The organism is Actinomadura sediminis (assembly GCF_042675525.1).
GTDB classification, from domain to species: Bacteria; Actinomycetota; Actinomycetes; order Streptosporangiales; family Streptosporangiaceae; genus Spirillospora; species Spirillospora sediminis.
Genome location: NZ_JBHTJA010000035.1, coordinates 13672 through 29674 on the forward strand (window position 1 = coordinate 13672; position 16003 = coordinate 29674).

Here is a 16003-nt window from a genome sequence, read left to right on the forward strand (position 1 = left end):
TGATCTGGGCATGGACCTCGAACCGGTGATCGGGGCAGCCGGCTTCGTCGTGACCTCCGCCGCCGCGGTGATCGCCTGGGCGCAGCTGCGCCGGACGCCCGCGGCCGGCCGCGCGCTGCCCGCGCCGCCGGGCGGCGACCGGTCCCAGGCGGTGCTGCGGCCGCCGACGGGCCGGCTCCCCGGCCGGGTCCGCGGGCGCGCGGACGTCCTGCGCACCATCGACGCCGCCGCCCGCCGCCCCGACGGCACCGTGCACGTGCTCGGCGGGCTGGGCGGCACCGGCAAGACGACCGTCGCCCTGCAGGCCGCCGACGCGGCCCTCGCCGCGGGCCGGCGCGTCTGGTGGACCTCCGGCGCCGACACCGGCGCGCTCACCTCCGGCCTCCTCGAACTCGCCCGCTCGCTCGGCGCCTCCGCCCAGGACATCGAGGACGCCGCCCAGGGCCGCCGTAACGCCGCCGACGTGGTCTGGGAGTTCCTCGAAGCCCAGCGGGACTGGGTCCTCGTCATCGACAACGCCGACGACCCCGGCGCGCTCACCGTGGACGGCCGCACGGCCGCCGACGGCTCCGGCTGGATCCGTCCGAGTTCGTCCGGACTCGTCCTGGTCACCAGCCGCACCGTGGACCCGCTCGTCTGGGGGCGGCACGCGGTCGTCCACACCGTCGGCCGGCTGCCCGCCGGGGACGGTGCCCGCATGCTGCTCGACCTCGCGCCGCGGGCGGGCACGGAAGACGAGGCACGCGCCCTGTCCGAACGGCTCGGCGGCCTGCCCCTCGCCCTCCACCACGCGGGCCTGCACATTGCGTCCCCGTTCAACCGAGAACGATCCTTCACCGCGTACGCCGATGCGCTCCGCGACCGCTTCCCCGAGCTGATGCGCGCCGGGACGGACGACCGGACGACCGTCGCGCGCACGTGGCGGCTGACCCTGGACGCTCTCGCGGACGACGGCCGTCCGGACGCCGCGGGCACCATGCACGTCCTGGCCCGGCTCGCGGGCGGGCCGCCGTTCCGCTGCGACCTGCTCGACCACCGGACGCTCGGCCCCCGTGCCGCCGAGAACCTGCGCGCTCTCGCGAACACCGGGATGATCACCCTCGCGTCGCACGGTGACGACGGCGCGGAGGCCGTCACCGTGCACCCGCTCGTCGCCGAGGTCCTGCGGCACGAGGACCCCGACCGCCGCGCCCATCTGGAGGCCGCCGCCGGCCTGCTGGCCGCCGCGACCGAACGGCTGGAGCCGCGGAACCCCGACCACGCGGCCGCCTGGGCCTCGCTCGTTCCGCACGTGAGCGAACTTCTGCAGGCCGCCGCCCCCCGTCCCGGCGAGCCGGCGTTGGAGCGGACGGCGGAGACGGCGGCCCGGGTCGCGCAGGCTCTCGGGTGGGCCAGTCAGTACTTCGCCGCACGGAACATCATCGAAGAGGCGATCGGCGCCACCGTGCCGCTGGGGCCGGATTGCCCCGCCGTCCTGGAGCTCAACCTGACCTTGGCGAAGGTGGTCCGGCTACTCGGCGATCCGGAGGGTGCCGAACCGATCGCGCGGGAAGTCTGCGAAGCGCGCGTCCGCCTCTCCGGTTTCGAGGACACGGACACTTTGGCCGCCCACCACGAACTCGGTCTGTGCCTCGCGATGCAAGAGAAGGCGACCGACGCCGAGCAGGTCTACGAAGCGGTCCTCAGGGCCCGGCAGACGATCCTCGGAGACACACATCCCGACACGTTGCAGACCCTCTCGGTGATGGCCCGCATCCCCTATCGCCTCGGGCGGCTGGACGAGGCCGAGCAGGCATTCCGCGAGGTCCATGCGGCACAGACCCGTGCGCTGGGCGCCGACCATCCGAACACTTTGATCACACGCAAGAACATCGCCATGATCCTCGCCGGGAAGCACCTGCTCGACGAAGCCGACGACGAGTTCCGGGCGATCCTGCCCGGTCTTTCCCGTGCCCTCGGCCCGGACCACGGCCACGTCCTGTCGACTCGCCAGCAACTGGCGATGATCCTCGCGGCGCGCGGCAAGACGAAGGCGGCGAAACGGGAGTTCGAGCGGCTCCTCTCGGTACAACGACGTGTACTCGGAGCAAGTCACCCGGGGACGCTCACCACGGAAAGCGCATTGGCCGACATAGGAGTCGACGTGAGGGGCCGCACGTGACCCGTAAGGAACCTTTCCGCAAATCCCGGCGCTCCGCCATGGACGACGAGTGCGTCGAGGTCGGACGGTCCGGCGACGTCGTCAAGGTGCGGGACTCCAAGGCGCCCGGCGCCGGAACCGTCGATCTCCCGGTCGACGCGGCCCGCCGCCTGTTCCGGGCGCTTCGCGGGCGGTGACGGGTCACGCGTCCGCGGCCGGGAGCCACTCGCGGCGGGTGCCCTCGGCGATGAGGGTCCGGGCGTAGCTCCACAGGTCCGCCGAGGCGTCGCCGATGACGGACTTGCGGCGGCGCACGTCGGCGTCGGTGACGCCGGGGGTGCGCCAGGTGCCGCCCTTGTTGTTGTAGTTCAGCAGGAGGGGCTGGAGCCGGTCCATCGCCTTCGCGAACCTCGCCTCCGGCGTGCGCCGCTCCTCGAACTCGTCCCACAGGGCGCGGAACCCGGCGCACTGGTCGTCCGGGAGGAGCGCGAACAGGCGGTCGGCCGCCTCCCGCTCCCGCGCCTCCTGCGTCGCCGCGCCCTCCTCGTCGTACAGGAACGTGTCGCCCGCGTAGATCTCCACGAGGTCGTGCAGCAGGACGAGCTTCAGCGTGCGGCCCACGTCGATCGGCTCGTCGGCGTACTCGGCGAGGACCGTCACCATCAGCGCCAGGTGCCACGAATGCTCGGCGTCGTTCTCCCTGCGGTCGTCCGCGACGAGGACGCTGCGGCGGAGCACGGTCTTGAGCCGGTCGACCTCGACGATGAACGCGATCTGCGCGGCGAGCCGGGACGGGACGTCCGGCGGCTGCGGCACTCGGTCGATGAGGCGGTCGTCGTCGGTCATCGCGTCCTCCGTGATCGTCGTCTCCGGCGAACCTACAACCCGGCCGGCCCGGTACGACACCCATCGGTGCGCCACGCACGTCAACTCGCGATGGACATTAGTGTGCGGCGCACACTATGGTGTGACACGTGACCCCAGACGAGTTGATCCTCACCCAGGCCCAAGAGCTCCGCCGCGGCACGGTCGTCCTGGCCTGCCTGGCGTTGCTGGAGGACGCACAGTACGGCTACGCGCTCCTGGAGACGCTCAACGAGGCCGGGGTCACGGTCGACGGCAACACCCTCTACCCCCTGCTGCGCCGGCTGGAGAAGCAAGGGCTGCTCACCAGCGAGTGGAACACCGACGAATCCCGGCCGCGCAAGTTCTACCGAGTCAGCCCCAAAGGTTCACTCGTACGCGAAGGACTGATGCACGAATGGCAAAGCCTGGTCACCTCGATGTCGCGGCTGACGAAGGAGATCCGGTGAGCGCGCTGACCGAGAGCTACGTGCAGGAGGTCGTCCGGCGGGTCCCGGCCGACCAGCGCGACGACATCGCGAACGAGCTGCGCGCCACGATCGCCGACGCCGTCGACGCGCACGACGCGCCCGACCCGAAGGCCGCGGAACGGGCCGTCCTCACCGAGATGGGCGACCCGATCCGGCTCGCCGCCCGGTACGCCGACCGCCCGCTGACCCTGATCGGGCCCGAGCTGTACCCGACGTACGTGCGGGTCCTCACGGTGCTGCTGGGCGTCGCGCTGCCCGCCGTGACGGCCGTGTCCGTGGTCCTGGACGTCCTGGACGGCGGGGGCATCGGCCCGGCGATCGGCACCGCCGTCGGGACGGTGCTGACGGTCGGCGCGCAGATGATCGCGTGGCTCACCCTCGTGTTCGCCGGCGTGGAGCGGTTCGGCGACCGGCGCCTCGCCCGCCCGTGGACCCCGGACGACCTGCGCGAGGCGTCCCGCCCGGACGCGGTGACGCGCGGCGCCGTCGCGGTCGTGGCGTGGGACGCGCTGCTGCTCGGCCTGATCGTCTGGCAGCGCGCCGCCGAGCCGTACCGCGTGGACGGTGAACGCATGCAGGTCCTCGACCCGGCCCTGTGGTCCGGCTGGATCTGGCCGATCATCGCGGGGTTCGTGGCGCTGATCGCGGTGAACACGGTGCCGATCGTCCGCCGCCGCTGGACCGTCCCGCTGGCGTGCGGCCACGCCGCCGCGCAGGCGCTCGTCACGCTGCCGCTCGCGTGGGTCGTCCACCGGCACGAGATCTTCAACCCCGACCTGCTGGCCGCCCTCGACGACAAGGACTGGACGATCCCCGACACCTCCTACACCGTCATGACCGTGATCATCCTGGTGATCGGCGCGAGCGACACCTACGGCGCCTTCCGCAAGGCGCTCCGCTGAACCCGCCGGGAGGCTCCCCGGGGCGCCTCCCGGCCGAGAACGACCCCATGGAGATCCCCGAAAGCCTGCACCGGCTCCTCGGCCCCGGCACCGCGTGGACGGACGAGCACGAGGGCGCGAGCGGCACGGCGCTGCGGGCGACGTCCGGAGCGGGGACCTTTCCGGGCCGTCCCGGCGGGCCGCCCGTTTCCGTTATGTTGCGGCGGAATTAATAGGGTCCCCCATTTTCAAGCAAGCGTTTCTTCGGCGTTAATAGTTCGTGTCGCGGCACGCATGTAATTGCCGATTCGCGGCGCAGAACGGCACCCTGGCGGAAATCACACTTCTGCAGGGAGCACGAATGACCCCGATCATGAGCAAGTCCGAGGCCGCGCGGCACGTCGCGTCCGCCAGGGTGCGGCGCGGCCTGAGCTGGGCGCGGATCGCCGCGGAGATCGACGCCCCGCTCGTGTGGACGACGGCCGCGCTGCTCGGGCAGCACCCGATGACCCGCGAGCAGGCCGAGCGGGTGTGCGACTTCCTCGACCTGGACGCGGCGGTCGCGGAGAGTCTCCAGCTCCAGCCCACGCGGGGCGCCGATCCGGCGGTGCTGAGCGACCCGACGATCTACCGGTTCGCCGAGGCGCTCTCGGTGTACGGGCCCGCGCTCAAGGAACTCGTGCACGACGAGTTCGGCGACGGGATCATGAGCGCGATCAACTTCCGCGTCGACTTCGCCCGCCGCCCGGACCCCGACGGCGACCGCGTCGTCATCACCTTCGACGGCAAATTCCTCGACTACCGCTGGTGACCTGACAGCCGCCGCGCCGGGCGTGTGAGGCGAACGTAACGCGCCCAACTCGGACCCGTCATACGGCGGGCATCAACGCCGCCGAGACTCAGGTGGTCGGTCCGAATACCCGGAACGGGTCGGTGCTCTTCCGGGCCGTCCACGGCAGAGGAGTGGATTCGTGTCCTATGTGAAACCGCCCGAGCTCGTCCGTTCGATGGTCGACGCGGGCGAGGCGAAGGTCTTCATGTCCGCGCGCGACACCGTGATCCGGGCCTTCATGGCCGGCGCGATCCTCGCGCTGGCCGCGGCGTTCGCCGTCACGATCACCGTGCAGACGGGCGAGGCGCTGCTCGGCGCGGTGCTGTTCCCGGTCGGGTTCTGCCTCCTGTACCTCATGGGGTTCGACCTGCTGACCGGCGTGTTCACCCTGGTGCCGCTCGCGCTGCTGGACAAGCGGCGGGGGGTGACGCTCCGCCTCATGCTGCGCAACTGGGGGCTCGTCTTCCTCGGCAACCTCGCCGGTGCGATCACCGTCGCCGTCCTGATGGCCGTCGTCTTCACCTACGGCTTCTCCACGGACCCGAACGAGATCGGGCAGCGGATCGGCACCATCGGCGAGGGCCGGACGGTCGGGTACGCCGACCACGGCGCGCCCGGGATGCTGACGCTGTTCGTGCGGGCGGTCCTGTGCAACTGGATGGTCTCCACCGGCGTCGTCGCCGCGATGATGTCGAAGTCGGTCTCCGGCAAGGTGATCGGCATGTGGATGCCGATCATGCTCTTCTTCTACATGGGGTTCGAGCACTCGATCGTCAACATGTACCTGTTCCCGTCCGGCCTGATGCTCGGCGGCGACTTCTCGATCATGGACTATCTCGTGTGGAACGAGATCCCGACCGTGATCGGCAACCTGGTCGGCGGCGTCACGTTCGTGGGCCTCACGCTCTACGCGACCCACGGGCGCCCCGGCCCGGAACGCCCGCGGGCGGGCACCGGGAAGGCCGCGGCGGACGAGCCGTCCGCCCGGAAGCCGGCCGCCGACGAGACCGGCGTCCCCGTCAGCGTCGACGCGTAGGACGCCCCGCCGAGCCGTGCGGCCGCCCGCTCCCGGCGTCCGCACGGCTCGGCCCTCCCCGGCCGCCGCCCGCTGCGGCGCGTCAGGCGCCGATGCCGGTCGGCGGCCCCTCCGGCGCCCAGCCGCCGTCCACCTGGCCGATGGACGAGCAGAGCAGGCACGCGAGCGCGAACAGCAGCATCGGCAGGAGCATGAGCAGGCCGAGGACGGCGGTCACGGTCACCGCGCGGTGCCCGGGGTGGCCGCGCCGCAGCCGGACGTGGGCGCCGCGCGCGGCGACGCCCATGGAGGCCAGCGCGAGCGCGGGCGGCGTCCAGTACAGGGGGACGAGTCCCGGGTTCACCGTGACCGTGATGTGCTCGGGTCCCACCTGCCAGAGGACCCAGGCCAGGACGGGCGGCGGCAGCAGCACGAGCGCCGCCAGGACGGCCGGGGGCAGGGGGGCGCGGGTCGTCGTTTCCATGACCGCCAGCGAACCAGCGGCGGCGGCGACCCGGTATCCGGTCACGTACTCGACCGCGGCGCGCGGATACTCACCCCCGGGCCTCCTCGGGGACCTGGGCCCGGACGGGCGCGGGGGGCGGTTCCTCGGCCAGGCCGACGCGGCGGTGCAGGCGGCGCAGCGGGCGCGGGGCCCACCAGTTGGCGCGGCCCGCGAGCCGCATGAACGCGGGGAGGAGCACGCCGCGGACGAGGGTGGCGTCGACGAGGACGGCGAGGGCCATGCCGATGCCGAGCTGCTGGAGGAAGACGACGTCGCCGGTCGCGTAGGTCGCGAACGCGACGGCGAGGATCAGCGCGGCGGCCGTGACGAGGGGGCCGCTGCGCGCGATGCCGAGCGGCACCGAGGCCGCGGCGTCGCCCGTCCGGTCGTACTCCTCCTTGATGCGCGAGAGGAGGAACACCTCGTAGTCCATGGAGAGCCCGTAGGCGATGCAGAACATCAGGATCGGGACGCTGGGCTCGATGGAGCCGGTCGGGGTGAAGCCGAGGAGGCCGGACAGGTTGCCCTCCTGGAAGACCCACACGAGCGCGCCGAACATGACGGACAGGCTCAGCAGGTTGAGGACGGTCGCCTTGAGCGGGGCGAGGACGCTGCCGGTCATCAGGAACAGGACGACGACGGTGACGGCGACGATCAGCCCCGCGACGACCGGGAGCCGGGCGGTGACGGCGTCGCGGTAGTCGGCGAGTTCGGCGGGGTAGCCGCCGACGAGGGCGGGTCCCGGGGCGGGGAGGGCGCGGACGTCCTCGACGAGCCCGACGGCGTCGGCGGCGAGGCGTTCGGACGACGGCACGGCGACGACGCGGGCGCCGCCGGCGGACGTGTAGCGGGCCCCGGCGGGCGCGGGGACGGGGCCGCCGTCCGCGAACGATCCGGCGGGCGAGTCGACGCGGACGATCCCGTCGACGCGCGACAGTTCGGCCGCGTAGGGGCCCGCGCCTTCGGCGTCCCGCAGCACGATCTGCAGGGCGTCGGCCTCCTCGACGGGGAACGAGGCGCGGATCTCGTCGTACATCTGCCGGACGGGCGCCGAGGTGTTCAGCACGCGGTCGTCGGGGAGTCCGAACCGGACGCCGAGGAACGGGGCGCCGAGCAGCAGGACGAGCGCGAGCGCGGTGCCGCCGAGGACGAACGGGCGGCGCATGACGGCCGTCGCGAAGCCGTGCCAGCGGGCGGCGGAACGGTGCGCCGGGGTGCGGCGGGCGACGCGGCGGCCGAGGAGGGCGAGGGCGGCGGGGAGCGGCACGGTCGCGGCGACGACGGCCGCGGCGACGACGGCGACGCCCGCGTAGGCGAACGACGCGAGGAACGGGAACGGGAAGACGAGCAGGACGGCGAGGGCCGCGGCGACGGTGACGCCGCTGAACAGGACCGTCCGTCCGGCGCCCCGGACGGTCGCGACGACCGCCTCCCGCACGTCGTCGTCGCCGTCGCCGCGGGCGGCGAGCTCCTCCCGGAACCGGAAGATCATGAACAGCCCGTAGTCGACGCCGAGGCCGATGCCCATGACGAGGGCGATGTTGGACGCGAACGTGGAGATCTCGGTGAAGGCGAGCGGGATCCGCAGCAGGGCGAGGGAGCCGAGGACGGCGAACAGGCCGGTCGCGAGGGTGACGAGCGCGGCGGCGAAGCGCCGGTAGACGAGCCAGAGCAGCAGCAGCGTCAGCGGCAGGATGATCAGCTCGGCGCGGACGAAGTCGGCGCGGGCCTGCTCCATGACGGTGCGGAACACCTCGTCGCCGCCGCCGACGGTCACCTCGACGGCCCCGTCGGTGCGGGTGAGGTCGGCCGCGAGGTCGGGCAGGACGCCCGTCCGGACGTGGTCGGCGTCGCCCGGGACCCAGGCGAGGACGAGCGCGTGCCGCGCGTCCTCGCTGCGGAGCGTCTCGGTACCGCCCCGGGTCCAGTACGACCAGGCGTCGCCGACGCCGTCGCGGGCGGCGAGCTCGGCGGTCAGCGCACGTCCGGCGGCCGCGGCGGCGGGGTCGTCGACGGTGCCGGTGCGGGCCGTCACGAGGAGCGCGACGTTGGGGCTGCCGGTGCCGTGGTCGCGGGCGAGGGCGTCGCGGGCCCGCATCGACTCGGAGCCGGGCGCCTCGAAGCGGTTGAGCGACAGGGCGCCGATCGTGCCGGCGCCGACGATCCCGGCGAGGACGAGCGCGGCGAGGCCGATCGCGCCGATCAGCCGGGGCCTTCGGGCGACGAACCGGCCGAGGCCGTTCGGTGTGAACACGTGCTCCCCCAGGGGCGACGTTAATATGCGAGTGCCTACTCGTATTTCCTGGGCATAATACGAGCGACTACTCGTATTTGCAATACTCGACGGGTCGCAGGCGGCACGGCGGGAGGACGCGATGAACGGGGACGGCGGGTCCGGCGCGGGCGCGCGGCAGCCGGTGCGGCGGCAGGCGCGCGGGGAGCGCCGCATCGCGCAGATCCTGGACGCGGCGGCCGGGGTGCTCGCCGAGTCGGGCTACGAGGCCGCGACGACGAACCGGATCGCCGCGGCGGCGGGCATCTCGCCCGGCTCGCTCTACCAGTTCTTCCCGAACAAGGAGGCGATCGCGAAGGCGCTCGCCGACCGGTTCACGGCGCAGATGGGCGGCGCCCACCGGACCGCGTTCGAGGCCGCCGACCCGGCCGCGGTGCCGCTCGCCGAGCTGATCGACCGGGTCGTCGACCCGCTGATGGCCTTCAACCTCGCCAACCCGGGCTTCAAGGCGCTGTTCGCGCGCCCCGACATGCCGGCCGAGCTCACCGCCGCCACGCGTCCGATCCAGGACGCGCTGCTCGGACGCGTCGAAGCCATACTCGCCGCGCGCGCACCCGGCCTCGCGGGGGACGACCGGACGCGCGGCGCACGCGTCCTGATCCAGGTGTTCAAGGCGCTCGTCCCCCTGGTGGCGCAGGCCGGGTCGCAGGACGAGCGGGACGCGCTGACGGCCGAACTGAAGCGCGTCCTCGCCGGGTACATGACCGCGCTGGAGGCCCGGGGCGGCGCCCGGACGAGCGGCTCCTGACGGCCGGCGGCCGGCCGCGTCACCCCGGGAAGCCCCCGGCGCGCCCCAGCAGCGCCGGAACCGGCTCGCCGAGCAGCCCGCCCAGCCATGCCCCGGTCGCGGCGACCCGCTCCATGTCGATGCCGGTCTCGACGCCGCCGCGGTGGAGCGCGTAGAGCAGGTCCTCGGTGGCGATGTTGCCGGTGGCGGCGGGCGCGAACGGGCAGCCGCCGAACCCGCCCGCCGACGCGTCCAGCGTGGTCACGCCCTCATCGACCGCCGTGAGCGCGTTGGCATATCCGGTGTTGCGGGTGTTGTGGAAGTGGAACCGCAGGGGGATCCCCGGGGCGGCCTCGCGCGCGCGCCGCGTCAAGTCACGGACCTGAGCCGGGACGCCCACCCCGATGGTGTCGGCCAAGGCGATCTCGGACGCGGCGTGCGCGCGGCGCGCGATCTCCGCGACCCGCTCGGGCGGCGTCTCGCCCTCGAACGGGCAGCCGAACGCGACGGCGATCGTCATGGTCGCGGGCACGCCCGCCTCCGCCGCCGCGGCGGCGATGCCGTCCCACGCGTCCAGCATCTCGGCGACGGTCGCGCCCTGGTTGCGGACGCCGAACGCGTCCGACGCCGGAACGACCACGTTGACCTCGTCCACCCGCGCGTCCAGCGCCCGGTCGAGCCCCCGCCGGTTCAGGACGAGCCCGCTGTAGGACACGTCCTCGCTCCGGGGCACCCCGGCCATGACCTCCTCGGCCCCGGCCATCTGCGGGACGCGCCCGGGGGCGACGAACGACACGGCCTCGATCCGGCGCGTCCCGGCGTCCGCGCAGCGCGCGATGAGGGCGATCCTGTCGTCGGGGTCGAGCACGCGGCTCTCGTTCTGGAGCCCGTCGCGAGGACCGACCTCCACCACCGTTGTATGCAATTCGGCTCCAGACTTGCGGACTTAGCGGCGAATGCGACTATATTGCATGCAACCAAGGAGGCGGCATGGCGCGTGCGGCGGACGTCGCGTACGACGCGGTGCGGCGGATGATCCTCTCCGGGGACGCCGCCGCCGGTTCACGGCTCGGGGAGGCCGAACTCGCCGAGACGCTCGGCCTGTCCCGCACGCCGGTGCGCGAGGCTTTGCAGCGGCTCGGCTCGGACGGCCTCGTGGAGGTCCTCCCCCACCGCGGCGCGCGCGTCGTCGAATGGACCCGCGAGGACCTCGCGGAGATCTTCGAGCTCCGCTCGCTCCTGGAGCCCTACGCCGCCGCCCGCGCCGCGCGCCTCGGGCAGGACCCGGCCGTCCTCGCCGACCTGAACGCGCTCTGCGACGCCATGGAGGCCGCCGCGGCCATCCGCGACCTCGGCGAACTCGCGCGGCTGAACTCCCGCTTCCACGCCGCCCTGATCGACGCCTCCCGCAACAGGCGGCTGCCCGGGATGCTGACGTCCGTCATGCACGCCCCGCTGATCGTCGGGACGTTCCGCCGCTACGCCCCCGCCGAACTGGACCGATCCATGCAGCACCATCGGGAGATCGTCGCCGCCGTCGCGGCGGGCGACCCCGACTGGGCCGAAGCGGTGATGCGCGCCCACATCCGCGCCGCCGCCGGCCGGCTCCGGAAGGACGACGATGAACGCACTCGGTGACCTGCGGGTCGTGGAGATGGGCCAGCTCCTCGCCGGCCCGTTCTGCGGGCAGCTCCTCGGCGACTTCGGCGCCGAGGTCATCAAGATCGAACCGCCGGGCACCGGGGACCCGATGCGCGAGTGGGGCCGCGAGAAGCCGCACGGCAAGTCCCTCTGGTGGCCAATCCTCGCGCGCAACAAGAAGTCGGTCACGCTGAACCTGCGCACGTCCGAGGGCCAGGCCCTCGCCCGCCGCGTCATCGCGCGGGCCGACGTCCTCGTCGAGAACTTCCGCCCCGGCACCCTCGAACGCTGGGGCCTGTCCCCGGACGAGCTCCGCGCCGAGAACCCCCGCCTCATCGTCACCCGCGTCACCGGCTACGGCCAGGACGGCCCGTACGCCCCCCGCGCCGGGTTCGGCTCCATCGGCGAGGCGATGGGCGGCATCCGCTACGTCACCGGCGACCCCGGCAACCCCCCGTCCCGCGCCGGCATCTCCCTCGGCGACGAACTCGCCGGGACGTTCGCCGCGCTCGGCACCCTCGTCGCCCTGCACGCCCGGCACCGCACCGGCCGCGGCCAGATCGTCGACTCCGCCCTCTACGAGGCCGTCCTCGCGATGATGGAATCGCTCGTCCCCGAATGGGACATCGCGGGCTACCAGCGCGAACGCACCGGCTCCGTCCTCCCGAACGTCGCCCCCAGCAACGTCTACCCCACCAAGGACGGACCCGTCCTCATCGCCGCCAACCGCGACACGATCTGGCGCCGGCTCGCCGCACTGATGGGACGCCCCGACCTCGCCGACGACGAACGGTTCGCCACCCACGGCGCCCGCGGGGCGAACGCCGCCGAACTCGACGACCTCATCGGCGCGTGGACGTCCACGCGGGACGCGGACGAACTCCTCGGCCTCCTGCACGAGAACGGCGTCCCCGCGGGCCGCACCTACCGCGCGAAGGACATGCTCGCGGACCCGCACTACAAGGCCCGCGAGGCGATCATCCGGATGGCGCACCCCGAGTTCGGCGACTTCCCGATGCAGAACGTCTTCCCGAAGCTCTCCGACACCCCCGGCGAGGTCCGCGCCCTCGGCCCGTCCCTCGGCGAGCACAACCCCGACGTCTACGGCACCCTCCTCGGCCTGACCCCCGCCGACCTGCAAGCCCTCACGGACGCGGGCACGATCTGACGCCTACTCCCCGACCTTGCGGTAGATGCGGGGATACGGCCCGGCTCCCCTTTTCAGCGTCCCGTCCTCCTGGACGCTGAAGACACGACGGGTCGGCGGGCCGCTGCAGTCGCCTCCGGCCCCGACGCTCCGGACGTCGCGCACGCTCAGCTCGATGACGTGCGGGGCGGCCTCCGTCAGCTCGCCCCTCTGCACGCACAGCGAGCCGGAACCGGTGGTCGTGACCTCCATGACGTCGCCGCCCCGGGGCCCCTGCGTGACGACCACCCGCTGGGAGACCGGCCCGCCGTCGGTGGTCTCGCCCTCCCAGGTCCACGTACCGAGGAACCTCTCCGGAACGTCCCCCGCCCCGGCGGTGCCGACCGTCCCGTCACCCGAAGGCGACGGGGAGGACGTCTCGACGCTATCCCGCGGCGACGGCGCCCCGCCGGCGCTCCACGTGGGCTCCGGCGCCGGGTCGGTCGTCCCCTGCGCGCGCCGCTCCCCCTCGCCGTCCGTCCCCAGGGACCTCACCGCGACGACGAAGAACAAACCGAAGCTCAGGGCGGCCACGGCGACCATCACCAGCACCACCGTCGACCTGCGTCCGGGCGCGAACGGACCGGCATACCCGGTCGGCGGCGCGGTGGGCGGCGCGCCCACGGCCCCCCGGACGCCCGGCCCCGGCCGCTCGTCACCGCGCTCCAGGTCGAGGAGTTCGACCGCGCGCCGCCCCACGGCCTCGACGACCCCGCCGGGCAGCCACGACCCGGAGGCGTCGGGCACCTCGACGGCCGCGGCGATCTCCGCGGGCGACGGCCGCCCGCCCGGGTCCTTGGCCATGCAGCGCTCCGCGAGGTCGCGCAGCTCGCCCGTCATGCCGTCCAGGTCCGGCGGCTCGTTGACGACGCGGTACAGCAGCGCCGCCGCACCGCCCTCGCCGGAGCCGAACGGGTGCCGCCCCGTCGCCGCGTACGCGAGGACGGCGCCGAGCGAGAAGACGTCCCCGGCCGCGGTGACGCGCTCACCGCGCACCTGCTCGGGCGGCATGAAGCCGGGGGTGCCGACGACCATCCCGGTCCCGGTGAGCACGCTGCCGTCGCCGGCGCGCGCGATGCCGAAGTCGATGACGCGCGGGCCGTCCAGCGTGAGCATGACGTTCGACGGCTTGAGGTCCCGGTGGATCACGTCGCGGTCGTGGATCTCGCGCAGCGCCTCGGCGAGCCCGGCGGCCAGCGCGCGCACCGACCGCTCGGGCAGCGGCCCGTACAGCTCGGCGACGGTCTCCTGCAGCGTGGGCCCGGCGACGTAACCGGTCGCGACCCACGGCGTCTCCGAGTCGGTGTCGGCGTCCAGGACGGGCGCCGTCCACGGCCCGCTCACCCGCCGGGCCGCCTCGACCTCCTGCCGGAACCGCCGCCGGAAGTCGGCGTCTCGCGCCAGTTCCGCGTGGACGAACTTCACCGCGACCGTGCGTCCCGACGGAGCCCGTCCGAGGAACACGCTGCCCATCCCGCCCGCGCCGAGCCGGGCCAGCAACCGGTAAGCGCCGACCTGGTGCGGATCGTTCGGCCGCAGATTCTCCATCGGCGGACAACGGTTCCAGCACGCACGATCACGGTCAACCCCGGCGCCGCCGCCGCTGCGGCTGGCCATGACCGAAAGCCTGCGTCATCGTGGGCAGACCGACACCGGGAGAACCATGACCCCTCGGTCCGACCTCACCCGCCGATCTTGTGGAGGGTGTAGGGCCCGCCCCCGAACAGGCTCGGCTTGCTCCTCTTCCATTTCAGGGTGCCGTCGTCCTGGAGGACCAGGGACTGCCTGCCGACCGACGCGCACAGGTCCGACGGGACGCTCTTGGTCACCCGGGTGGTGACCTCCAGGACGTTCGGCGCGGCCGCGACCATCTTCCCCTTGCCCTCGCAGTAACCGTTGGGCCCGGTGGTCCGCGTGGTGACGATGTCGGTGCCCTTCTCGCCCTGCTCGATCACCATCCGCCGCGTCTGGTCGCCCGAGACCTCGCCCTCCCAGGTCCCGATGAACGCCGCCGGGACCGGACCGGCCTCCACCGCACCCGCGTCCTCGTCGTCCGAGGCCGGGGGCGAGGAGGCGGGCGGGGAGGAGGCCCCGCCGGACGGTTCGCCGTTCCCGCCGGCCCGCGGAACGGAGCCGGTCGTGGCCCCGGCGGAGGACGGCCCCGCCTCGTCGTCCGAGCCGGAGAACGACTTCGACAGGAGGACGATCAGCGTCACGATCACCGCGGCACCGGCGATGGCCAGCGGCACCGCCGCCGGGTTGCGGCGGCGGTGCCGGACGGGACCGGGCGGGTGAGTACCGGGCGGATAGGCACCGGGTGGGTAAGTGCCCGGCGGATAGGTACCCGGCGGAGGCGTCCCGGGGGGCACGGCCCCCGGTGGGGGCGTCCCCGGATGCATCGCACCGTGCCCGGGGCCGCCATGAACCCACGGCGAGCCGGGCGGCGGCTCCTGCGAGCGCATCTCGGGCGCGGGCGTGGTGGGCGCGGGCGTGGCGGGCTCTGCCGTCGTTGGGCCCGGTGCGGGCGGATCGTCCCCGCGTTCGAGTTCGAGGAGCTGGACGGCGCGGCGCCCCACGTGCTCGACGAGCGCGCCGGGCAACCACGATCCGGACTCCGTCGCCTCCATGGCCGCGGCGATCTCCGCGGGCGACGGCCGCCCGCCCGGGTCCTTGGCCATGCAGCGCTCCGCGAGGTCGCGCAGCTCGCCCGTCATGCCGTCCAGGTTCGGCGGCTCGGTCGCCACCCGGTACAGCAGGGCGGGGACGCTCGCCTCGCCGGTGTCGAAGGGCTGCCGCCCCGTCGCCGCGTACGCGAGGACGGCGCCGAGCGAGAAGACGTCCCCGGCCGCGGTGACGCGCTCACCGCGCACCTGCTCGGGGGACATGAAGCCGGGGGTGCCGACGACCGCCCCGGTCCTGGTGATCATGGTGCCGTCGGTGGCGCGCGCGATGCCGAAGTCGATGACGCGCGGGCCGTCCAGCGTGAGCATGACGTTCGACGGCTTGAGGTCCCGGTGGATCAGGCCGCGGTCGTGGATCTCGCGCAGCGCCTCGGCGAGGCCCGCCGCGAGCGCCCGCACCGAGTGCTCGGGCAGCGGCCCGTACAGCTCGGCGACGGTCTCCTGCAGCGTGGGCCCGGCGACGTAACCGGTCGCGACCCACGGCGTCTCCGAGTCGGTGTCGGCGTCCAGGACGGGCGCCGTCCACGGCCCGCTCACCCGCCGGGCCGCCTCGACCTCCTGCCGGAACCGCCGCCGGAAGTCGGCGTCTCGCGCCAGTTCCGCGTGGACGAACTTCACCGCGACCGTGCGTCCCGACGGAGCCCGTCCGAGGAACACGCTGCCCATCCCGCCCGCGCCGAGCCGAGCGAGAAGCTGGTAAGCGCCGACCTGGCGCGGGTCATCGGTATGCAGTTCTTCCATGGTGCCCGAAAGATTTCCAGGGCCGTC

General features: G+C 73.6%; 15 protein-coding genes. 9 read left to right on the plus strand and 6 right to left on the minus strand.

What is annotated here, in order from left to right:
• Nucleotides 1–10: 10 nt before the first annotated feature.
• Both ACFQ11_RS18615 and ACFQ11_RS18620 read left to right on the plus strand, forming a co-directional pair.
• Nucleotides 11–2161, plus strand: a complete 2151-nt coding sequence (locus ACFQ11_RS18615; protein WP_378300186.1) for a tetratricopeptide repeat protein — start codon at nt 11–13, stop codon at nt 2159–2161.
• Nucleotides 2158–2337, plus strand: coding sequence for a DUF397 domain-containing protein (locus ACFQ11_RS18620; protein ID WP_378300188.1), 180 nt, complete (start codon nt 2158–2160; stop codon nt 2335–2337). Before ACFQ11_RS18615 ends, ACFQ11_RS18620 begins: the two co-directional genes overlap by 4 nt.
• A 4-nt stretch (nt 2338–2341) precedes the next feature.
• Here the strand turns inward: ACFQ11_RS18620 and ACFQ11_RS18625 are convergent, their stop codons facing one another.
• The gene (locus tag ACFQ11_RS18625; RefSeq protein WP_378300190.1) at nt 2342–2986 is read right to left on the minus strand and encodes an HD domain-containing protein; all 645 of its coding nucleotides are present in this window, start codon (nt 2984–2986) and stop codon (nt 2342–2344) included.
• Between the two features lie 128 nt (nt 2987–3114).
• On the opposite strand from ACFQ11_RS18625, the gene ACFQ11_RS18630 reads away from it, so the two are divergent.
• The 4 genes from ACFQ11_RS18630 to ACFQ11_RS18645 all read left to right on the plus strand — a co-directional run bounded on the left by ACFQ11_RS18630 (nt 3115) and on the right by ACFQ11_RS18645 (nt 6223).
• Nucleotides 3115–3453: a PadR family transcriptional regulator gene (locus ACFQ11_RS18630; RefSeq protein ID WP_378300192.1), complete on the plus strand. Its 339-nt coding sequence runs from the start codon at nt 3115–3117 to the stop codon at nt 3451–3453.
• On the plus strand, nt 3450–4376 hold the full coding sequence (locus ACFQ11_RS18635) for an HAAS signaling domain-containing protein (protein ID WP_378300194.1): 927 nt from the start codon (nt 3450–3452) through the stop codon (nt 4374–4376). Before ACFQ11_RS18630 ends, ACFQ11_RS18635 begins: the two co-directional genes overlap by 4 nt.
• A gap of 340 nt (nt 4377–4716) precedes the next feature.
• Nucleotides 4717–5166 carry a cyanase gene (cynS, locus tag ACFQ11_RS18640; RefSeq protein ID WP_378300196.1) on the plus strand — a complete coding sequence of 150 codons (450 nt, stop codon included), beginning with the start codon at nt 4717–4719 and terminating at the stop codon, nt 5164–5166.
• Between the two features lie 160 nt (nt 5167–5326).
• Nucleotides 5327–6223, plus strand: coding sequence for a formate/nitrite transporter family protein (locus ACFQ11_RS18645; RefSeq protein WP_378300198.1), 897 nt, complete (start codon nt 5327–5329; stop codon nt 6221–6223).
• A gap of 82 nt (nt 6224–6305) precedes the next feature.
• On the opposite strand, the gene ACFQ11_RS18650 is transcribed toward ACFQ11_RS18645, so the two are convergent.
• Together ACFQ11_RS18650 and ACFQ11_RS18655 are read right to left on the minus strand one after the other, a co-directional pair.
• Complete coding sequence (locus tag ACFQ11_RS18650; protein ID WP_378300200.1) at nt 6306–6686, minus strand: hypothetical protein; 381 nt, start codon at nt 6684–6686, stop codon at nt 6306–6308.
• 70 nt (nt 6687–6756) lie between these two features.
• Nucleotides 6757–8961, minus strand: coding sequence for an MMPL family transporter (locus tag ACFQ11_RS18655; protein ID WP_378300202.1), 2205 nt, complete (start codon nt 8959–8961; stop codon nt 6757–6759).
• Nucleotides 8962–9082: 121 nt separating this feature from the next.
• Here ACFQ11_RS18655 and ACFQ11_RS18660 point away from each other — a divergent pair, with 121 nt between their 5' ends.
• A complete protein-coding gene (locus ACFQ11_RS18660) occupies nt 9083–9748 on the plus strand; it encodes a TetR/AcrR family transcriptional regulator (protein ID WP_378300204.1) in 666 nt (221 codons plus the stop codon).
• A gap of 19 nt (nt 9749–9767) precedes the next feature.
• Here ACFQ11_RS18660 and ACFQ11_RS18665 read toward each other — a convergent pair whose 3' ends face one another.
• Nucleotides 9768–10640: a hydroxymethylglutaryl-CoA lyase gene (locus ACFQ11_RS18665; protein ID WP_378300206.1), complete on the minus strand. Its 873-nt coding sequence runs from the start codon at nt 10638–10640 to the stop codon at nt 9768–9770.
• A 77-nt stretch (nt 10641–10717) separates the two neighbouring features.
• Here ACFQ11_RS18665 and ACFQ11_RS18670 point away from each other — a divergent pair, with 77 nt between their 5' ends.
• Together ACFQ11_RS18670 and ACFQ11_RS18675 are read left to right on the plus strand one after the other, a co-directional pair.
• On the plus strand, nt 10718–11365 hold the full coding sequence (locus tag ACFQ11_RS18670) for a GntR family transcriptional regulator (RefSeq protein WP_378300208.1): 648 nt from the start codon (nt 10718–10720) through the stop codon (nt 11363–11365).
• Nucleotides 11349–12536: a CaiB/BaiF CoA transferase family protein gene (locus ACFQ11_RS18675; RefSeq protein WP_378300210.1), complete on the plus strand. Its 1188-nt coding sequence runs from the start codon at nt 11349–11351 to the stop codon at nt 12534–12536. Before ACFQ11_RS18670 ends, ACFQ11_RS18675 begins: the two co-directional genes overlap by 17 nt.
• 3 nt (nt 12537–12539) lie before the next feature.
• Here ACFQ11_RS18675 and ACFQ11_RS18680 read toward each other — a convergent pair whose 3' ends face one another.
• Both ACFQ11_RS18680 and ACFQ11_RS18685 read right to left on the minus strand, forming a co-directional pair.
• A complete protein-coding gene (locus ACFQ11_RS18680) occupies nt 12540–14102 on the minus strand; it encodes a serine/threonine-protein kinase (RefSeq protein WP_378300212.1) in 1563 nt (520 codons plus the stop codon).
• 134 nt (nt 14103–14236) lie between these two features.
• Nucleotides 14237–15976 carry a serine/threonine-protein kinase gene (locus tag ACFQ11_RS18685; protein WP_378300214.1) on the minus strand — a complete coding sequence of 580 codons (1740 nt, stop codon included), beginning with the start codon at nt 15974–15976 and terminating at the stop codon, nt 14237–14239.
• Between the last annotated feature and the right edge of the window lie 27 nt (nt 15977–16003).